The sequence below is a fragment of the Asticcacaulis tiandongensis genome, from assembly GCF_006475605.1.
Taxonomy (GTDB): Bacteria; Pseudomonadota; Alphaproteobacteria; order Caulobacterales; family Caulobacteraceae; genus Asticcacaulis; species Asticcacaulis tiandongensis.
The window spans coordinates 688313-706879 of record NZ_SSBC01000010.1 but is presented as its reverse complement, the minus strand read 5'-3'; the positions used below and the strand labels follow the sequence as shown (position 1 = coordinate 706879).

Sequence of the window (18567 nt, the reverse complement as noted above, 5' to 3'; positions counted from 1 at the left end):
ATCTATGACCGATTAGTCAGAAAACAGGCATCGCCATAGGAGAAAAAGCGGTAGCGGTTTTCAATCGCGTGCGCATAGGCGGCCTTCATGGCCTCGGTGCCGGCAAAGGCGGAAACCAGCATAAACAGGGTCGATTTCGGCAGGTGGAAGTTGGTCCACAATATATCCGCTGACCTGACCTTAACACCCGGTGTGATGAAGATCGCGGTTTCTGCGGCAAAGGGGTGAATGACCCGCTGATCGTCACAGGCGCTTTCCAGCAACCGCAATGCCGTGGTGCCGACACAGATAATGCGGCCACCTGCGGCACGTGCCGCATTGATGCGGGCCGCAGAGTCAGGGGTAATGATGCCAAACTCAGCATGCATCTTGTGGTCTTTGGTGTCGTCAACCTTTACAGGCAGGAAGGTGCCTGCGCCGACATGCAGGGTGATTTCCTCGGTCAGGACGCCCATATTGGCCAGTTTTTCCAGCAATTCCGGCGTGAAATGCAGTCCCGCCGTAGGTGCCGCCACTGAACCTTCGGTGCGGGCGAAAACCGTCTGATAATCGTTCAGATCCTGCGCATCTTCACGGCGTTTGGAACGGATATAGGGGGGCAGGGGCATGCCGCCCAGCCGATGCAGGCCGTTGATCAGATCAGCGGGCGACTGATCAAACCGCAGGACGTAGATTCCGTCTTCGCCCTTATCGGTGACGATAGCGGTCAGGGGATCGGTGTCACCAAACCGCACACTGTCACCCTGACGTATCTTGCGACCGGGCTTAAGGAAGGCCTCCCAACTTTGGCCATCAAGGGATTTGATCAGGGTGGCCTCAAAGCCTGCATCCTGCCCGTCACGATGACGCATACCCTTAAGCTGGGTCGGCAGGACGCGCGTATTATTGAGCACAAGCATGTCACCGGCGCGTAAAAGCGCGGGCAGATCCCCCACGCTCAGGTCGCGTCGGCCTTTTACGCCATCGACGACCAAAAGGCGTGCCGCTTCCCGCGGCACCATAGGGCGCAGGGCAATTAAATCTTCAGGAAGGTGAAAATCGAAATCTGAGACAAGCATCACCGCTTAAGAAGCGAGATGCACGTAAAAATCAAGAGGCTAAAGACGGGGTCTCATGGGCGGCGGCACCGGAAATCCAGGCCGAGGTCTCGCCGAAATCCTTGAATACGCGAAATTCGCGGGTGGGAAATTCTTGTCTGTAGGCGGAAAAGCGGGCCTGAACCAGCGGGTCTTCGCTGATGATGGCCACCTTGCGGCCCTTGTCTCGGCCCTTGGCGATTTCGGCCCAGTTCATGGCCAGTAAGGTAAGTTCTTCAAAGGGGACAAAGCCTTCGAAACGCCGCATGTCAAATACCATGTCATAAAGCCATGGCGCGTCCATGGATTTCAGATTGGCCGACAGGGCTTCCACGATCTCATGCCCCGGAAGGTTCCCGATATATCGGATAACCACCAGTTTTTGAGAGTCATCAATATTGAAGCTAAGGCGCGGACGCATAGGGGCGGGCTCTGGCTCTCTGTACAACAACTGAAACGTTTTCTATCTATCGTATGACATATGATAGTTAAGAAAAGCCTTAATGGGTTGCACTTTGTTGCAAAAGCCCGCCCTGATAGCTTTTTATTCAGCGTCAGCAGCGACCTTCATGGATACGATCTTGCCGGGGCTACGGGGTGGTTCGCCCTTAGGCAGGGCATCGACATGATCCATGCCTTCGATGACTTCACCCCAGACCGTATACTGGCCATCAAGGAAGCGGGCATCATCAAAGCAGATGAAGAACTGGCTGTTGGCCGAGTCAGGGTTCTGCGAACGCGCCATCGAGCAGACGCCGCGCACGTGCGGTTCGCGTGAAAATTCGGCTTTCAGGTTTGGCTTGCTTGAGCCGCCAAAGCCCTGACCCTGAGGATCGCCACCCTGAGCCATGAAGCCCGGAATCACGCGGTGGAAGACGATGCCATCATAAAAGCCTTCGCGTGCCAGTTCCTTGATGCGGGCCACGTGGTTAGGGGCCAGATCGGGGCGCAGCTTAATGGTTACGGGCCCGCCTTCGAGTGTCAGGATCAATGTGTTTTCGAGGTCTTCGGACATGAAATGTCTCCACAAAAGGGAAAAGGGTAAGGGGTATGTACGGGAACGAGGCGCAGATTTCAAAAAAATAAAGCCATGCCCTGCGCAAAAATCAGCTATAGTGAGCGGATGAGTAACGAAGACCTGAATGATCTCCCGCGCCGCAAGATGGTAAAACCGCCCACCGGTGGTGAGGCAACCAGCCGTGCCAAGGGCCATACGGCCGTCAAAACGGCCAAACGCCGAACGCAATCCTCGGCCAAATGGCTTGAGCGTCAGCTAAATGACCCGTTTGTACAAAAGGCCAAGGCCGAAGGTTGGCGCTCACGTGCCGCCTTTAAGATCATGGAAATTGACGATCAGCACCGCCTGTTTAAAAAAGGCTCACGCGTTGTTGACCTTGGTTGTGCGCCCGGCGGGTGGGTGCAGGTCGCCCTTAAGCGCGGGGCGACGCATGTGGTCGGTATTGACCTGTTGCCAGTTGATCCGATTGCCGGTGCGGATCTGATCGAGGGCGATTTCACTGATCCGAAAATTGCCGAGCAGCTTGAAGCGCTCATGGGCGAAAAGCCCGATGTGGTCTTATCCGATATGGCGCATAATACGATTGGCCATAAGCAGACCGATCACCTTAAGATCGTTGGCCTGATTGAAATTGCGGTTGATTTTGCCCTGCGTAATCTGAAACCGGGTGGCACCTTTGTCACCAAGGCGTTTCAGGGCGGTGAAACCAAGGATATCTTGCTGACGCTGAAAACGCATTTCAGAGAGGTCAAGCACTTTAAGCCGAAGGCCAGCCGCGCTGATTCTTCCGAGCTATATGTCGTGGCGCTGGGTTACAAGGATAAGGGACCGTCTTGAGTTCAGATTTTAGCCGTCCGTTTTTTCTCTGGTGGAATGTTGCCGAACGTACCAGCCGGATGATGTTTGATTCTGCCGAGGTCATTGAATGCCGTTTGGGGCAGATCGCGGAGGCGAAATCAACGCCCGCCGAGATGATGCTGATGGGGCAGGAAAAAATCGAAGCTGCCACAGAATCCTTTACGGGCATGGGCCTGTACTGGATGGATATCCAGCGGCGTCTTGGCCAGCAGACCCTTAAAACGGCACTGGATATCGGTCAGGATGCCCTGTCGCTCTCCATGAGCCGCACGCCGTCTGAATATCTTACGCATCAGGCAGCCCTGAATCAGAGCCTGTTTAACGGGGCCCGTCAGGTGTCAAAACTGTCGGGGGAGACGGCGCACCTGACCGGAAAGGCGCTCAAGCCAGTACGCAAACGTACCTCGGCCAATGTTAAGCGCTTACGCAGCGTCAAAAAGCGCGGATAATCGTGAAGGTTCGGATCAGGTCTGAAACAATATTTTCCTGCAAAAAGTAGATCCATGCCCTTTACGTGGCGGGCAGTTTAGCCTAGTGACAACCCGCAAAATGGAGAGTCCCCGATGGAGATACGCGAAGGCTTAACCTTCGACGACGTTTTGCTGGAACCCGGCCCCTCAGAGGTCGTTCCGACTGAAGTCGACACGAAAACCCGCTTTACCCGCACGATCAACCTGAACATCCCGCTGGTATCCTCAGCGATGGATACGGTGACCGAAGCGCGTCTGGCGGTCGCTATGGCGCAGGCCGGTGGTCTGGGGATTATTCACCGCAATCTCAGCATCGAACGTCAGGCCGACGAAATCCGCGAAGTGAAGCGTTATGAATCGGGCATGGTCATCAATCCGGTGACGATCCATCCGGATACAACGCTTAATGAAGTGCGTGACATTGTGGCCCGCCGCAATATCTCAGGCTTTCCGGTGGTCGAACGCGACACCAACAAGCTTGTGGGTATGCTGACTCACCGCGATATTCGTTTCGAATCCGACGGTTCCAAGACGGCATCCGAACTGATGACGCGGGAAAACCTCATTACCCTGACGCAGGGGGCTGACCCATCTGTGGCCCGTGGCCTGATGGCCAAACACCGCATTGAACGTATCATTGTTGTTGATGACGCCTATCGTGCCATCGGCCTTTATACCGTTAAGGACATCGAAAAGGCACAGGCCTATCCTCTGGCGGCCCGTGATGAGGCCGGACGGCTTCTGGCCGGCGCGGCTTCGACGGTGGGTGACGCCGGTTATGAGCGCTCTGTCGCCCTGATCGAAGCCGGTGTGGACGTGGTGGTGATCGACACCGCGCATGGTCATTCGTCACTGGTATCTCAGGCGGTACTTCGTTTGAAAAAAGAATTCCCCAACACGCAGATCGTGGCCGGTAATGTGGCGACCTATGAGGCGACCCGCGCCCTGATCGATGCGGGCGCAGACGGTGTTAAGGTCGGTATCGGGCCGGGCTCCATCTGTACGACGCGCATGATTGCCGGTGTGGGCGTGCCTCAGTTGACGGCAATCGTTGACAGCGTACGTGCCGCCGAAGGGACAGGCGTGCCGATAATTGCTGACGGCGGTATCAAGTTCTCTGGTGATCTGGCCAAGGCGCTGGCCGCCGGTGCTTCGACCGCTATGCTGGGGTCAATGTTCGCCGGTACCGAAGAGGCGCCTGGCGAAGTTATCCTCTATCAGGGCCGTTCGTACAAATCCTATCGTGGCATGGGCTCGGTTGGGGCTATGGCGCGCGGCTCTGCGGACCGTTACTTCCAGAAGGACGTGCAGGATTCGATGAAGCTGGTGCCGGAAGGCATTGAAGGTCAGGTGCCCTACAAAGGCCCGATCGCGCCGGTTCTGCATCAGCTTGTGGGCGGTCTGCGGGCCTCAATGGGCTATGTCGGTGCTCCGACCCTGCCTGAGTTCCAGAAGCGCGCCAGATTTGTGCGCATCACTAATGCGGGCCTGCGTGAAAGTCATGTCCACGACGTGATGATCACCCGCGAAGCCCCGAACTATCGCCAATAAAGGAACAGGCACATGACGCAGGAACTATGGGTACTGGTTCTGGCGGCGATCTGGGGTCTGATACAGATTCTGGTCGCTGCAGCGTCACCCATGACGCAAAAAGGCTATTGGGAATGGAATGCTAGCCCGCGCGACACGCCGTTTGATCTGGGGCCTGTGCCCGCGCGTCTACGTCGGGCCTATCAGAACTATCTGGAAACCTTTCCGTTTATCGCCGCCCTGATCGTCGTGACGGCGATTGTCGGACATTCCGACACCCTGTCGCAATGGGGTGCATGGCTTTATCTGGGGGCGCGTCTGTTGTATTTTCCGGCCTATGGGGCGGGGACTAAGTTGCGCAGCCCGTGCTATCTGGTCTCGCTCGTGGGGATAGGGCTGGTAGCTGTTTCTGTGATCGGGAGTGCCCTTTGACCCCTGCTGCCCGCCTGCAAGCTGCTGCCGATATCCTTGATCTGTTGAAAAATTCGCGCCGACCGGCTGAGGAAATCCTCAAAGACTGGGGGCGGAACAACCGCTATGCTGGTTCCAAGGATCGCCGTGCCATTGCCGATAAGGTCTATCAGGCTACCCGTGCACGCGAACGCTTGTCTTTTGCAATGGACAACGGTTCCGGTCGGGCGCTGGTGCTGGGGGCGCTGCATTTCCTTGATGGCGTGACGCTTGAGGAAATCGATGCGCTCTATACCGGCGAAGGCTATGCGCCGCAAAAATTATCCGTTGCAGAGCGCAAGCGACTTGAGGCCGGTGTCGGAGAGGCCCCTGAATGGCTTGAGTCCGGTCTGCCTGCCTTTGTCGTCGAGCGACTGAAGGCGGTTTATGGTGAAGGTGGATGGCTCAAAGAGGCCGAGGCTCTGATGCTGCCGCGCGCGCCGATTGATCTTCGGGTAAATGGTGATCGGACATCGCTGATCGAGGGCCTGAAAATGCTTGGCTATAAGGCTGAGCCAACGCCCTTTTCTGCCCATGGCATCCGCCTGCCTGCTGATCCGCCGCCCAATGTGCGTGCGCTTCCAGCCTTCCGTCAGGGGACGATCGAAATTCAGGACGAAGGTTCGCAACTGGCCGGTTTTCTGGCGGGGGCACAGCCGGGCATGACCATTGTTGACTATTGCGCCGGTGGCGGGGGCAAGACGCTTGCCCTGCTTCAGGCCATGAGCGGTGCCAATGGGGAAGTATCCGGCAGGCTAATTGCTTCGGATGTCGAAAAGACCCGTCTGAACAATATCAAACCACGCCTGAACCGTGCCGGTCTTGAGGCGGATTTACGTCAGCTTGGCCCCGAAGGTGAGGGCCTTGAGGACCTTGAAAATCAGGCCGATCTGGTGCTGGTCGATGCGCCCTGTTCCGGTTCCGGTGTCTGGCGCCGCAGGCCCGAAACCGCGCATCGCCTCGAGGAAACCGAGGTGCGCCGCCTGCATGAGTTGCAATCGGCCATTCTGGCGCGTGCCGCAAAGCTGGTGAAGCCCGGCGGTATGCTCGCCTATGCCACCTGTTCCATCCTGCCGGATGAGAACGAAGAAACAGCAGATCGGTTCGAAGCCGCTCACCCCGAATTTACACCGCGTCCGCTCATTGAGGCGCTGAATAATCCCCACATCACCCCACAAGGGGCAGAGGCGCTGGGTTGGCTGTCGCAAGGTGGCCACCGTTTGCGCCTGTCGCCGGAAACCTCTAACACCGATGGTTTCTTTGTCGCGCTCTATAGGAAGAAAGCCTGATCATGTCGCCCCATGAAAAAGTCCTGATTATCGATTTCGGATCGCAAGTGACGCAGCTCATTGCCCGTCGCGTGCGTGAATGCGGCGTCTATTGCGAAATCCACCCGTTCACCAAGGCCGAAGAGGCGCTGAAGAACGTAGCGCCCAAGGCGGTTATCCTGTCGGGCAGCCCGCACAGCGTCGTTGATCAGGGACCAAAGATCGATAAGGCCTTGTTTACACTGGGAGTGCCGGTTTTCGGTATCTGCTATGGTGAGCAGCTTATCTGTGACCTTCTGGGCGGTAAGGTCGAAAGCGGCCATGACCGCGAATTTGGCCGCGCGGAAATCAGCATCACCGCTGATACACCTTTGTTCAAAGGTCTGGCATCGGTTGGTCAGACCGAAACCGTCTGGATGAGCCACGGCGACCGTGTGACCTCGATCCCCGAAGGCTTCAAGGTTATCGCGACTTCGGAAGGTGCGCCTTTTGCCGCTATTGCCGACGAAGACCGCGGTTTCTACGCCGTTCAGTTCCACCCCGAAGTGGTGCATACGAAAAACGGTACGCAGATTATCAAAAACTTCCTGTTTGAGGTGGCGGGCCTGACCGGCGACTGGACGATGGCCGCGTTCCGTCAGGAAGCCATTGAGAAAATCCGCGCTCAGGTCGGCTCTGGCCGTGTGATCTGTGGCCTGTCGGGTGGTGTGGATTCGTCAGTTGCGGCGGTTCTGATCCACGAAGCCATTGGCGAGCAACTGACCTGTGTGTTTGTTGATACCGGCCTTCTGCGTAAGAACGAAGGCGAGCAGGTCGTTTCCCTGTTCCGTGACCACTATAACATCCCCCTGATACACGTTCAGGCGCAGGACAAGTTCCTGAGCGCGCTTAAGGGGGAATTTGACCCTGAGAAAAAGCGCAAGACCATTGGTCGCCTGTTCATCGAAGTGTTCGACGAAGAAGCTGCGAAAATCGACGGCGCGGAGTTCCTTGCACAAGGGACGCTCTATCCGGACGTCGTCGAAAGTGTGTCGCCGCATGGCGGGCCCTCGACGGTCATCAAGAGCCACCACAATGTCGGCGGTCTGCCTGACTATATGAAGCTGAAGCTGGTTGAGCCTTTGCGCGAGTTGTTCAAGGATGAAGTCCGCGCTCTTGGGCGTGAACTGGGCCTTGATGCCGCCTTTGTCGGTCGTCATCCGTTCCCCGGGCCGGGTCTGGCGATCCGCATCCCTGGCGAAGTCACCCCTGAGAAGGTCAAAACCCTTCAGGATGCCGACGCCATCTATCTGGATGAAATCCGTAAGGCCGGTCTGTATAACGACATCTGGCAGGCCTTTGCTGTGCTTCTGCCGGTGAAAACCGTAGGCGTAATGGGGGATGCGCGCACCTATGAGGACGTTCTGGCGCTTCGGGCCGTGACGTCATCCGATGGTATGACGGCAGACTTCTATGAGTTCCCGTGGGCGGTGCTTGGCCGTTGCGCCACCCGCATCGTCAACGAGGTGAGAGGGGTCAACCGCGTCGTCTATGACGTAACCTCAAAGCCCCCCGGCACCATCGAGTGGGAATAATTTGGCGTCCGGTATAATTGGGCAGTTAATGCACCGATAAATGGTCGCGAGGACTATGTCAGAAGTGGAATTTATCGCTATCAGACTTGTTTTCCGTTGGGCCTTTGGCTAAACAGCGCTTCTCCATACTCCATATGGATATGGTTCCGGTTCGGGGAGTGGCGCAGCCTGGTAGCGCACCTGCTTCGGGAGCAGGGGGTCGCAGGTTCGAATCCTGTTTCCCCGACCATTTAATCAAAAAAGGGATGCCCTAAAGGCATCCCTTTTTTGATTAAAATCTGGCGTCATGTATTCGAACCGTGAAAGGTTCGACGACAAGCAGGTAAATAGTATGCGTCAGCATACTATTTACGCGCAGACGCGGCGGAGCGTAAGCATAGCCAATCCTGTTTCCGGCGCACGTCTTATCTTCCCCTTGGTAACGTTTTGCTGAAGCCAGTGCTCATCGCTTGACGCCTGATGGGGGCGGTTGTACGTTTACGTAAACGTCAATTGCGTGTCCTTATCCAAAAGGACGCCGCCTCAGGACACAGGGAGTCTCATATGGATGCCCGAAGCTACACTATCCGCCAGCTTTCCAAGGAGTTCGGGGTTACGGCGCGTGCCTTACGTTTTTATGAGGATAAGAACCTGATATCGCCTGAGCGCAAGGGGCAGACGCGTATCTATTCGGCCCGCGATCGCGCGCGCCTCAAGATCATTTTGCGTGGCAAGCGCATGGGGTTTTCTCTGGTGGAAATCCATGAAATCCTTGATCTCTATAACCGTGAAGACCGTGGTGTCGCCCAGATGCGGGCCACGGTTGCCAAATATCACAGCCAGATTGAAACTCTGAAACGCCAGCGTGAAGACATAGATCAGGCTATCCGCGACATGACCGAGGGCTGTGAGTGGATGGAAGGCGAAATCGCCGCTTACGAAGCCGCGAATACCGGAAGCCCTGCCTGAAGAAGCGCCTGAAAACATAGGACCTTAAGATGACCTACAAAGCCCCCGTGCGTGATTACCAGTTCCTGTTCAACGATGTGTTTCAGGTCGAGCAATATAATAATCTCAAAGGGTTTGAGGAGGCGTCATCCGATGTGGTTTCAGCCATTCTTGAGGAAGCGGCAAAGTTCACCGAAGAGGTGGTCGCGCCGCTGAATGCTTCCGGTGACAAGGAAGGCTGTACGCTTCATGCCGACCATTCGGTTACCGCGCCCAAGGGTTACAAGGAAGCCTACCGGCAGATGGTTGAGGCGGGCTGGCCCGCGCTGGGGGGGGATGCGGACTATGGCGGGCAGGGCCTGCCACACTATGTGAATATGGCGTTTTCGGAAATGCTGACCGGTGCCAGTTCGGCCTTTGCCATGTATCCGGGGCTGACGGACGGGGCCATTGCCGCCCTGACGGCGGGGGGAACGGATGCGTTGAAGGCGCTCTATCTGCCGAAGCTGATTTCCGGTGAGTGGTCGGGAACCATGAACCTCACCGAGCCGCACTGCGGTACGGATTTGGGGCTTTTGCGGTCTAAGGCCAAAGATAATGGCGACGGCACCTATGCGGTTTCCGGTCAGAAAATCTGGATCAGTGCCGGTGAGCATGATTTTACCGACAATATCTGCCATCTGGTGCTGGCGCGACTTGAGGGGGCACCCGAAGGGGTGAAGGGGATTTCCCTGTTCCTCGTGCCGAAATTCATTCCTGATGCCGAGGGTAACCCCGGTGAGCGCAATAGCCTGCATTGTGCGGGGCTTGAGCATAAGATGGGCATTCACGGTAATGCTACCTGCGTCATGATCTATGAAGACGCAAAGGGCTGGTTGCTTGGGAACGCCCATGAAGGCCTCAAGATCATGTTCTACATGATGAATAATGCCCGTTTGGGCGTTGGTTTGCAGGGGCTGGCCATTGGTCATGCGGCCCATGTGGCGGCGGTGGAATTTGCCAAGGATCGTTTGCAGGGGCGTGCGCTGACGGGGCCTGAGGCACCGGATAAGCCCGCTGATCCTATTCTGGTTCATCCTGATGTGCGCCGGATGTTACTGGAAAGCCGTGCGTTGATTGACGGCGGGCGGGCGTTTCTGACTTGGGTGGCGTTACAGGCCGATCTGGCCAAATCGTCTCCTGATGAGGCAGTGCGTGAAAAGGCCAATGATTTTGTCGGGCTTCTGACCCCCGTGGTGAAGGCATTTCTCACCGAAAAGGGCCTGAAGATCACACAGGATTCCATGCAGGTGCATGGCGGGTCGGGCTTTACGGAGCATTTTCCAGCATCGCAATATATGCGTGATGTCCGCATTACCCTGATCTATGAAGGCACGAACGGGGTTCAGGCGCTTGATCTGGTGGGGCGCAAGCTGCCGTCAAAGGGCGGTCGTGCGCCGATGAGTTTCTTTGCAGAGATCGATGCTTATGTTGCCGAACATGAAGCGTCATCGCTAGTGCCGGAATTTGTCGAAGGCCTGAAATCGGCCAAGGCCAAGTTACTCGATGGCACTATGTGGCTGATGCAGAACGGTATGGGAAACCCGAACGCGGCGGCGGCGGGGTCGCTTGATTATCTGCATATCTTCGGTCTGACGGCCCTGAGTTATATGTGGGCACAGATGGCGCAGGCGGCGAAGCAAAAGATCGATGCCGGTGATACCGATCCCTATTATGCCACTAAACTTAAGGTCGGGCAGGTGTTCCTTAAGCGCATACTGCCGGAAATCGATTCGCACCTGCAGCGCATGAAGGCCGGATCGGAAGACCTGTTCGCCCTCAGCGAAGATGAGTTTTAGGCAAGGGCAGGGTCGCGGACCCTGCACCCCTATGCCCCGAGGTCTTGGGAATCTTCCATGGTTAAGGGGGGAGGGAAGTTCAGTATGGAAGGCGTTTCACACCTCGGGTCTAACGGGTGCAGAGCCTGAGGGCCTGCCTATTGGCTGGCCCAGACAATGCGCGCGATCCATATAAGCTGGGCGCGTTCGATGACCCTGTTGGGAAATTGCGGGTTCAGGGAGCGTAGCTCGACCTGTAAGGCGGATTGACGCACCAGTTCCTTGGCCATGACCTCGCCTTCGGCGGTTTTTAGGACAACGCGGTCGCCGCGACGCAGGTTCTGTGTGTGCGGATCGACAATGATGCGGTCGCCGTCCCGATACAGGGGCAGCATGGAATCGCCTGATATTTCAAGCGCATACAGGCCGCTGTTCTGACCGGGGAAACGGATTTCATCCCATCCCTGACCCAGCGGATAACCGGCATCATCAAACAGGCCATCGGAACCGGCCTGCGCCAGACCGATCAGGGGGATGCCTTTAGCATTGTGCCGGTTTTCGGTCAGGCTGGCAAAATCGGAAAAACTTAAGGCGGTAGCTTCCAGCAGTTTGGCCAGACTTTCGGTCGAGGGCCAGCGTGGTCGCGGGGTGGCCTCAGGCGAAAAGCGCTTGGATTTATTGAAGCTGGTCGGGTCAAGACCTGCCATGCGCGCCAATCCCGAAGGCGTGGTATTTAGCCGGTGGGCAAGGGCATCTATGGCAGCCCAGATGTCGCTATGGGTGAGGGTCACGTGATTTGCTTGTGAGAGGATCTGATCCGAATAGAGGAAAATAAATCTATGTATAGGAAAATCAACCTATATTGGGACTATTATCCTTTTGGCTTCTGTGGCGTGCGGCATAAACGGTGCCTGCCAGCAGACTGAACAGAACGATATAGATGGAAATCAGCTGAATTATGTCAGCAGTGGTTGCGGTGATCCGGGGATTGGTCAGACGAAGAACGTGCCCCATAATCGCCATGCCCTGCGCCGCAGCGGCCCACAGGGGCCAGAGATGCGAAGATTTCCAGCACAGGGCAACGAAGCCTGTCAGGCAAGCTATAGCCGTGAATATCAGCAGGCCATCAGTCGCATACCCGCTGTTGTTTGCCAGAAATATATTTACGCCTGACACGACACCAAAGATCAGCGCACCTTTGCGTTCACGGTCCGCGCCCCATATCACTGCCAGCAGACAAACGAGCGCTATCATTATGTAAGTCGTCTGAACGAGATGTGTCACGGTTCAACTCCAAACCTTTGATAACGGGCGAGGCAAGGTATACACAATTATAAATTGTGCAAATAGAAAAGCGCCCTGAGGTTGTCTTGTCATTGCGCCCAAGTCAGCCGATCAGAAAATGCGCCTGTAAGAGCGCGACCGGATTTTCACGGGCATCCTGCCAGGCGCGGGCCTCGATGTTGGCGATGGTGCGACCGACGCGGTTAATATGGGCTTCGGCATAGGTGCTGACGGGTTTGGCGGAACGCAGATACTGCACGCTGACGCCAACGGGCTTGGGCGTTTGCTCAAGGTTTTCAGCTACGGCCAGTTGCACCATAGCGGTCATTTCGAGAAAGGCCCCGATAACGCCGCCATGCAGGGCAGGAACAAGCGGATTGCCAATCAGGTGAGGCGCGAACGGCATGTGTGTACGCAACTCGGTTCCGGCTATATCCAGCTCCAGATTAAGGAAGCGGGCGAAGGGGATCTGCGCAAACAGGTGTTCGGGCGTTATGGTGGGCTGAAGCGTGATCATGCGGAGGCCTTCTGGTGAGATTTGAGGCTCGGCTTGGAGATAATGAAGGCTGACTGCGCCGCGGCGACCGGATCATGGATGTCGCCGTCATGGGCAAAGGCGCGCACAAAGCCTACGGAGCGGGTCAGCTTGTAACAACTGGCGGTGATGATCAGATCAAGTTCGGGCGTTGCTGGACGCATATAGTCTATACGCAAATCCATCGTGGCTATGGGTTTGAATTCACCTACCGCGTCCCAGACCGCCAGACCGCAGCCGTGATCGAGCAGGGCGGTGACCACACCACCGGCAATGACGCGCGTATGCGGATCACCGATCAGGTCCTCACGGTAAGGTAGTTTCAGGCTTACGCCTTCGGCGTCGTGGCCCAGATAGCTCGCGCCTATAGCTTTCATGTAGGGGATGGTTTCAACCAGTTGCTGGAGTATATCGTCGGAAAGGTGAGGCATTTTTTTTGACACAACTCTCTGAATTAAAAATAATTTTAGAAAAAGGTTTGCCTTAAGTAAAAAGGGGGCTGTTGGCACATATTGCGCCTTGGGGCGGCGGGCGTCAAAAAAAAAACAGTCAGACATGCCGGGAGGGATGCGTTAAAAGCCTTGCAAAATCAGCCAAAAGCCGCATCTACACGTTTTCGTGCTATGCGTTTGTGATGCTTTGAGGAAAAGGTTTTTCCCATGACTGTTACCCTGTCTCAACCGGATCATGTGCCCGCTGACCGTTCGGCGCTGGTGCTGTTTTCAGGCGGGCAGGATTCGACCACCTGTCTGGCGTGGGCTCTGGCGCATTTTGATCGCGTGGAGACGGTGGGCTTTGACTATGGCCAGCGGCATAATGTCGAGATGCAGGTGCGCCTTAAGGTGCTGGAGCGCCTGCGGGAGGTGCATGAACCGGCGCGTCTCAGGCTGGGGGAAGATCATGTGGTCGACCTCAGGGGCTTTGGGGCCGTAGCGGAATCTTCGCTGACGCGTGATCAGGAAATGAAGATGTCCGAGCGCGGCTTGCCCAATTCGTTCGTGCCGGGGCGCAATCTGGTGTTCTTTGTCTATGCGGCGGCGGTGGCTGACCGGCGGGCCATAGATCATCTGGTGGGCGGGATGTGCGAGACCGACTTTTCCGGTTATCCCGATTGCCGCAAGGATACGCTTGAGGCGATGGAGAACGTCCTGAGGCTGGGGATTGAACGCCCCTACGTGATTGATACGCCGCTGATGTATCTGACCAAGGCCGAGACCTGGGAAATGACGCACGAACTGGGGGGCGCGGCGCTGGTGGAGCTTATGCTGGAGGAGACGCATACCTGTTATATGGGGGTGCGCGATAAGCGTCATGACTGGGGCTATGGCTGCGGCACCTGTCCGGCCTGTGAGTTGCGGGCAAAGGGTTTTGCGCAGTGGCGGGGCAAACATGGTCTATAGTCTCAAGGAAATTTTCCTGACCCTGCAAGGTGAGGGTGGTGAGGCCGGACGCGTGACGGTGTTTGCGCGCTTTGCCGGTTGTAATCTGTGGAGCGGGCGGGAGCAGGATCGTGCTACGGCGGCCTGTAGCTTCTGTGATACGGATTTTGTCGGTACGGACGGGGAAAATGGTGGCAAGTTTGCCAGCCCTGCCGATGTGGTGGCCGCACTTGATACGCAGTGGGGCGGGCTTGATCCGGCGCGTAAGGCGGTGGTGTTTACCGGCGGGGAGCCGTTTCTTCAACTCGATGCGCCTCTGATCGCGGCGGTCAAGGCGGCGGGCTATTTTATTGCAGTCGAGTCCAACGGCACGATCAGGGCACCGGAAGGCGTGGACTGGCTGTGTGTTTCACCCAAGGGCGAGAACCGGCTTTATCAGACGTCAGGGCAGGAACTGAAACTGGTCTGGCCGCAGGAAAATGTCGATCCGGCGCAATTTGTCGGTATGGATTTCGAGCGCTTTTATCTGCAGCCGAAAGACCCGCTGGATCAGGATCCGGTGGTGCGGGCGGCGCACACGCAGGCGGTCATCGACTATTGCCTGAAAAATCCGCAATGGCGCATGAGCGTTCAGACGCATAAAATAGTCGGTATAAAATAGCCTGAAGCCCAGATCAGGGCCAGATCACGGGCGGTATTTTTCCAGTTCAGCCGTGGCGATGGCGCAGCCTTTGAGCACCTCATCGCCGATGGTCGCTTCGGCGGTCAGCGGGTATTTGCGGTCGCTCATGCCGTCCGAGCAGGGCTCGTCTGACAGAATAAGGGTCAGTTCATTGGTCAGAAGTTCGGCGCGTTCGCTGCCGTCCTCATAATTCTCGCTGATCAGGAAAATATGCCGGGGCCAGGTCGTTGGCTCCTTATCGGGGCCTTCGAGCGTCACCTGACCGTCCGTGAGGGTTAGAGCCCAGAACGGCTCCGTGCCAATCACGCTCAGGTTGGCGTTAAGATCGACGCCCGCCAATGTATCGATACGCGGGGCTGGCGGCGTCGGGGTTTTCTTCGGGGTCTGATTACAGGCCGCAAGGGCGGTCGCGGCAAGGCCTACGCAGACAAAGCCAAGAGAGGTACGCATGGGCCTTAGTCCTCCGATTTGTCTTTTTTGGATTTCTTTTTCTTTTTGTCGTCATCGTCATCATCGCCGTCAGGGATGGCGGCGCCTACGACCTTACCGGTTGTGCCAACAACGGCACCTGTGACGCCGACAGCGGTGCCGACCACTACGCCGGTGGCGGCTGCGGCGAGACAGCCTTGCAGCAATAAGGGCAGGCCCAGTAGGGAAATTACAAGGCATGAACGGCGCAGGTGTGGGGAGTGGATCATGTGCAGGGCCTGACAAAATGAAGTCTCAGGCTGAAACCGGATAACGGCTTTTTTCAGACTGTTGGCTCATGTGTAGCGGAGATTCCCTCCGGCATAAATACCGGAGGGAAATAATCCACTTTGCTGGAGGGCGTCGTTTTAGTGCGCGTCCAGAAGCAGAATTTCCGAGTCCTCAAGCGCTTCGAGGCTTATCAGGTCTTCGTCGGTAATGGCGGCCCCGTCACGGGCCTTAAGTTCAATACCATTGAGCCTGACACGACCGGCAGCCAGTACCAGATAGACATACCGGCCTTTTTCGGGCGCATAGGTTTCCGTTTGCCCTTTAAGGAGCGTGGCCCCCAGAAGACGGGCAGGGGTATGGATCAGAAGCGCACCGTTTTCGATGTCATCTTCAAAACCGGAAGCCAGAGCAACGAACTTGCCCGCCCGATCGGTCTTGGGGAAGGGCTTGGCCCCCCAACGCGGGGTGTGGCCACGGGCGTCCGGATAGACCCATATCTGGAACAGGGTCGTCTTGACGTCTTCGGCATTATATTCGGCGTGTCGGATGCCTGTGCCAGCCGACATGACCTGAACGTCACCGGCTTCGGTGCGGCCCTGATTGCCAAGGCTGTCCTGATGGGTGATCGCGCCTTCGCGGACATAGGTGATGATTTCCATGTCGGAATGGGGGTGCGGCGGGAAACCGGCACCGGCGGCGATTTCATCATCGTTCCAGACGCGGATCGACCCCCAGCCCATGCGCTTATCGTCATGGTAATCGGCAAAGGAAAAATGGTGGCGGGCATTCAGCCAGCCATGATTGGCATTATAAAGGCTTTCAAACGGGCGCGGATCAATCATGTTGATCTCCTTTCACGTATCTGTGTGGTGTTGACCGTGAATATAAGGATAAACGTCGTTGCGAATAGATGTAACCGCGCGCACTCGGTGTTGCGAAATTCGGAACGCTATTCCGGCTTGAAAACCCCGCCGCCGGTCTGGCCGCGATGGCGCAGGAAGGCATCAAGCAAGGTACAGGCCATCATGGCTTCGGCCACGGGTACGGCGCGGATGCCGACGCAGGGGTCGTGACGGCCCTTGGTGCGGATATCGACTTCGTGACCCGTTATATCAATTGATTGACGCTCGGTCAGGATAGAGGAGGTTGGCTTGAGGGCCAGACGGGCGATTACGGTCTGGCCGGTCGAAATGCCGCCCAGAATGCCACCGGCGTGATTGGACAGGAATTCCGGTTCGCCGTTTTGACCGGCGCGGATTTCGTCGGCGTTTTCTTCGCCCGACAGGGTGGCGGCGTTGAAGCCTTCGCCGATTTCCACGCCCTTGACGGCATTGATCGACATCAGGTTCATGGCCAGATCGGAGTCAAGCTTGCCATAGATCGGTGCGCCCCAACCAGCAGGGACGCCTTCGGCCTGTACCTCAACGACGGCACCAATGGAGGAACCGGCCTTGCGGATGCTGTCGAGATATTCTTCGAACAGCTTAAGGCTTGAGGGATCGGGGGAAAAGAAAGGATTCTGGTCGACCTGCGCCCAGTCCCACTGATCTCGGTTGATGGGGTGAATCCCAAGCTGCACAAGCGCCGCACGTACCTTAAGGGCAGGGAACAGGGTTTGCAGCACCTTGAGGGCCACGCCACCGGCGGCAACGCGGGCAGCGGTTTCACGCGCGCTGGAGCGGCCACCGCCGCGATAGTCACGTATGCCGTATTTGGCAAAATAGGTGTAATCGGCATGGCCCGGACGGAATTGGCGGGCGATTTCGCCATAGTCTTTTGAGCGCTGATCGGTGTTTTCGATCATGATGGAAATCGGCGTGCCGGTGGTCTTGCCTTCAAACACGCCGGACAGGATTTTGGCTTCGTCGGCTTCGCGGCGCTGGGTGACAAAGCGTGAGCCGCCCGGCTTGCGGCGATCAAGCGCCCCTTGCAGATCGGCCTCGGTCAGGTCGATATTCGGCGGACAGCCATCAATGACGCAGCCAAGCGCCGGGCCGTGGCTTTCGCCCCAGGTGGTGACGCGGAAAAGGTGACCAAAGCTGTTATGCGACATGATATCCGAACGGGCAGGCTTAAAAGAAATAAGGCTCTGGATTAGACCAGTTTAAAACAGGGCGCAAATTTTAACTTAGGCGCTGATCCGATAGGTTGGATCAACGCTGTCCGTTTTTGTCTTGTCGCGCATTTTGATCCAAAAACCGCTGCACACTTTTTGGAATGCGCTTGGCTACGCCCAGCGCTTCTGAAAATCGCTCAACAGGTCGGACGCAGGGCGCATCGGGGCCGCAACGGCCTCAAGGCGGATATAGAGATGACCCTGTGGGCGGATATCGGTGGCAGGCAGGCCTTTGTGTTTCAGGCACAGGCAGGCACCGGAAGGGGTGCCACGCAGTATAGGCACGGATTGCGGGCCATGCGGGGTATCTATGTCGATGAGCCCCCCGAAACGCAATGCTGAGGGATCAAGCCTGTGGTGCATCCAAAGATCATCGCCGTTGACGCTAAGTACGTCATGAGGGGTGATTTCTATGGTGAAGCTGTGGCGCGCCAGACCGGTCTGGGCGGCGAGAAGCTGTGCCGTTTCGCCATGCCGTAAACCGGCGGGGAGGCTCAAGGTCAGATTTTGCTGGTGCATCAGGCTCTGGCCTGATTGGCGATCATCAATCAGTTCGAGCGGCATCGGGACGGTCAGAGTCAGTTCCCCCCCCTGCAGGGCCTGAAGGGGGGTAAGGGCAAGGATTTTTGTTTCGTAAGAAATAACAATGTCTTTGGGGTGGCTGTTTACACTGTTTGTGAGGATTTCACGGGCGGCAATAAGCTGACGCAGCCTGTCCTGACTAACGCCCTGCTTATGGGCGGCCATAGCGTGCTGGCGGAAAGCCGTGCGAATGTCTGCCGCAGTGGCTTCGTCTGTCAGGCCCAGCAGGGCAAAGGCGTCAGATACATGCATTCAGGAAAATTAGTGCAGCAATGAGAAAGCGGCACTATGACGCGGACATG

22 protein-coding genes and 1 tRNA gene are annotated in these 18567 nt (G+C 56.8%); 11 read left to right on the top strand and 12 right to left on the bottom strand.

Features of this window, described 5'->3' with window-relative positions:
- Positions 1-2 precede the first annotated feature (2 nt).
- The 3 genes from queA to E5201_RS07305 form a co-directional block, all read right to left on the bottom strand.
- Entirely contained in the window at positions 3-1058 is a 1056-nt protein-coding gene (gene queA, locus E5201_RS07315; RefSeq protein ID WP_140985407.1) for a tRNA preQ1(34) S-adenosylmethionine ribosyltransferase-isomerase QueA, read from the bottom strand.
- Positions 1059-1089: 31 nt separating this feature from the next.
- Complete coding sequence (locus E5201_RS07310) at positions 1090-1497, bottom strand: hypothetical protein (RefSeq protein ID WP_140985406.1); 408 nt, start codon at positions 1495-1497, stop codon at positions 1090-1092.
- 123 nt (positions 1498-1620) lie between these two features.
- Positions 1621-2091: a peptidylprolyl isomerase gene (locus E5201_RS07305; RefSeq protein ID WP_140985405.1), complete on the bottom strand. Its 471-nt coding sequence runs from the start codon at positions 2089-2091 to the stop codon at positions 1621-1623.
- A gap of 108 nt (positions 2092-2199) precedes the next feature.
- Here E5201_RS07305 and E5201_RS07300 point away from each other — a divergent pair, with 108 nt between their 5' ends.
- The 9 genes from E5201_RS07300 (at position 2200) to E5201_RS07260 (ending at position 11009) form a co-directional block, all read left to right on the top strand.
- Complete coding sequence (locus E5201_RS07300; RefSeq protein WP_140986074.1) at positions 2200-2931, top strand: RlmE family RNA methyltransferase; 732 nt, start codon at positions 2200-2202, stop codon at positions 2929-2931.
- A complete protein-coding gene (locus E5201_RS07295; protein WP_140985404.1) occupies positions 2928-3401 on the top strand; it encodes a hypothetical protein in 474 nt (157 codons plus the stop codon). Before E5201_RS07300 ends, E5201_RS07295 begins: the two co-directional genes overlap by 4 nt.
- Before the next feature lie 114 nt (positions 3402-3515).
- Positions 3516-4973, top strand: coding sequence for an IMP dehydrogenase (gene guaB, locus E5201_RS07290; RefSeq protein ID WP_140985403.1), 1458 nt, complete (start codon positions 3516-3518; stop codon positions 4971-4973).
- A gap of 12 nt (positions 4974-4985) precedes the next feature.
- Positions 4986-5384 carry an MAPEG family protein gene (locus E5201_RS07285; RefSeq protein ID WP_140985402.1) on the top strand — a complete coding sequence of 133 codons (399 nt, stop codon included), beginning with the start codon at positions 4986-4988 and terminating at the stop codon, positions 5382-5384.
- Complete coding sequence (locus E5201_RS07280; protein WP_140985401.1) at positions 5381-6691, top strand: RsmB/NOP family class I SAM-dependent RNA methyltransferase; 1311 nt, start codon at positions 5381-5383, stop codon at positions 6689-6691. The genes E5201_RS07285 and E5201_RS07280 overlap by 4 nt, the downstream gene beginning before the upstream one ends.
- A gap of 2 nt (positions 6692-6693) precedes the next feature.
- A complete protein-coding gene (gene guaA, locus E5201_RS07275) occupies positions 6694-8244 on the top strand; it encodes a glutamine-hydrolyzing GMP synthase (protein ID WP_140985400.1) in 1551 nt (516 codons plus the stop codon).
- 152 nt (positions 8245-8396) lie between these two features.
- A tRNA-Pro gene (locus tag E5201_RS07270) sits at positions 8397-8473 on the top strand.
- 314 nt (positions 8474-8787) lie between these two features.
- A complete protein-coding gene (locus E5201_RS07265; RefSeq protein ID WP_140985399.1) occupies positions 8788-9192 on the top strand; it encodes a MerR family transcriptional regulator in 405 nt (134 codons plus the stop codon).
- Positions 9193-9221: 29 nt separating this feature from the next.
- Entirely contained in the window at positions 9222-11009 is a 1788-nt protein-coding gene (locus tag E5201_RS07260; RefSeq protein ID WP_140985398.1) for an acyl-CoA dehydrogenase C-terminal domain-containing protein, read from the top strand.
- A 137-nt stretch (positions 11010-11146) separates the two neighbouring features.
- Here the strand turns inward: E5201_RS07260 and E5201_RS07255 are convergent, their stop codons facing one another.
- From E5201_RS07255 to E5201_RS07240, 4 genes are all read right to left on the bottom strand, one after another.
- Positions 11147-11779, bottom strand: coding sequence for a S24 family peptidase (locus E5201_RS07255; RefSeq protein WP_246050465.1), 633 nt, complete (start codon positions 11777-11779; stop codon positions 11147-11149).
- A gap of 61 nt (positions 11780-11840) precedes the next feature.
- The gene (locus tag E5201_RS07250; RefSeq protein ID WP_140985397.1) at positions 11841-12242 is read right to left on the bottom strand and encodes a hypothetical protein; all 402 of its coding nucleotides are present in this window, start codon (positions 12240-12242) and stop codon (positions 11841-11843) included.
- A gap of 133 nt (positions 12243-12375) precedes the next feature.
- The gene (locus E5201_RS07245) at positions 12376-12789 is read right to left on the bottom strand and encodes a PaaI family thioesterase (RefSeq protein WP_140985396.1); all 414 of its coding nucleotides are present in this window, start codon (positions 12787-12789) and stop codon (positions 12376-12378) included.
- Positions 12786-13238, bottom strand: coding sequence for a PaaI family thioesterase (locus tag E5201_RS07240; protein WP_140985395.1), 453 nt, complete (start codon positions 13236-13238; stop codon positions 12786-12788). The genes E5201_RS07245 and E5201_RS07240 overlap by 4 nt, the downstream gene beginning before the upstream one ends.
- Positions 13239-13466: 228 nt before the next feature.
- Here E5201_RS07240 and queC point away from each other — a divergent pair, with 228 nt between their 5' ends.
- Positions 13467-14207 (top strand): 7-cyano-7-deazaguanine synthase QueC, encoded by a 741-nt coding sequence (gene queC, locus E5201_RS07235; RefSeq protein WP_140985394.1) that lies wholly within the window; start codon positions 13467-13469, stop codon positions 14205-14207.
- On the top strand, positions 14197-14847 hold the full coding sequence (gene queE / locus E5201_RS07230) for a 7-carboxy-7-deazaguanine synthase (RefSeq protein ID WP_140985393.1): 651 nt from the start codon (positions 14197-14199) through the stop codon (positions 14845-14847). The genes queC and queE overlap by 11 nt, the downstream gene beginning before the upstream one ends.
- A 24-nt stretch (positions 14848-14871) precedes the next feature.
- Here the strand turns inward: queE and E5201_RS07225 are convergent, their stop codons facing one another.
- From E5201_RS07225 to E5201_RS07205, 5 genes are all read right to left on the bottom strand, one after another.
- A complete protein-coding gene (locus tag E5201_RS07225; RefSeq protein ID WP_140985392.1) occupies positions 14872-15318 on the bottom strand; it encodes a COG3650 family protein in 447 nt (148 codons plus the stop codon).
- Between the two features lie 5 nt (positions 15319-15323).
- Positions 15324-15566 (bottom strand): NF038104 family lipoprotein, encoded by a 243-nt coding sequence (locus E5201_RS07220; RefSeq protein WP_140985391.1) that lies wholly within the window; start codon positions 15564-15566, stop codon positions 15324-15326.
- Between the two features lie 138 nt (positions 15567-15704).
- On the bottom strand, positions 15705-16409 hold the full coding sequence (locus E5201_RS07215; RefSeq protein WP_140985390.1) for a pirin family protein: 705 nt from the start codon (positions 16407-16409) through the stop codon (positions 15705-15707).
- A gap of 107 nt (positions 16410-16516) precedes the next feature.
- The gene (gene aroC, locus E5201_RS07210; protein ID WP_140985389.1) at positions 16517-17620 is read right to left on the bottom strand and encodes a chorismate synthase; all 1104 of its coding nucleotides are present in this window, start codon (positions 17618-17620) and stop codon (positions 16517-16519) included.
- A 174-nt stretch (positions 17621-17794) separates the two neighbouring features.
- Complete coding sequence (locus E5201_RS07205) at positions 17795-18517, bottom strand: DnaJ C-terminal domain-containing protein (protein ID WP_140985388.1); 723 nt, start codon at positions 18515-18517, stop codon at positions 17795-17797.
- Positions 18518-18567 lie beyond the last annotated feature (50 nt).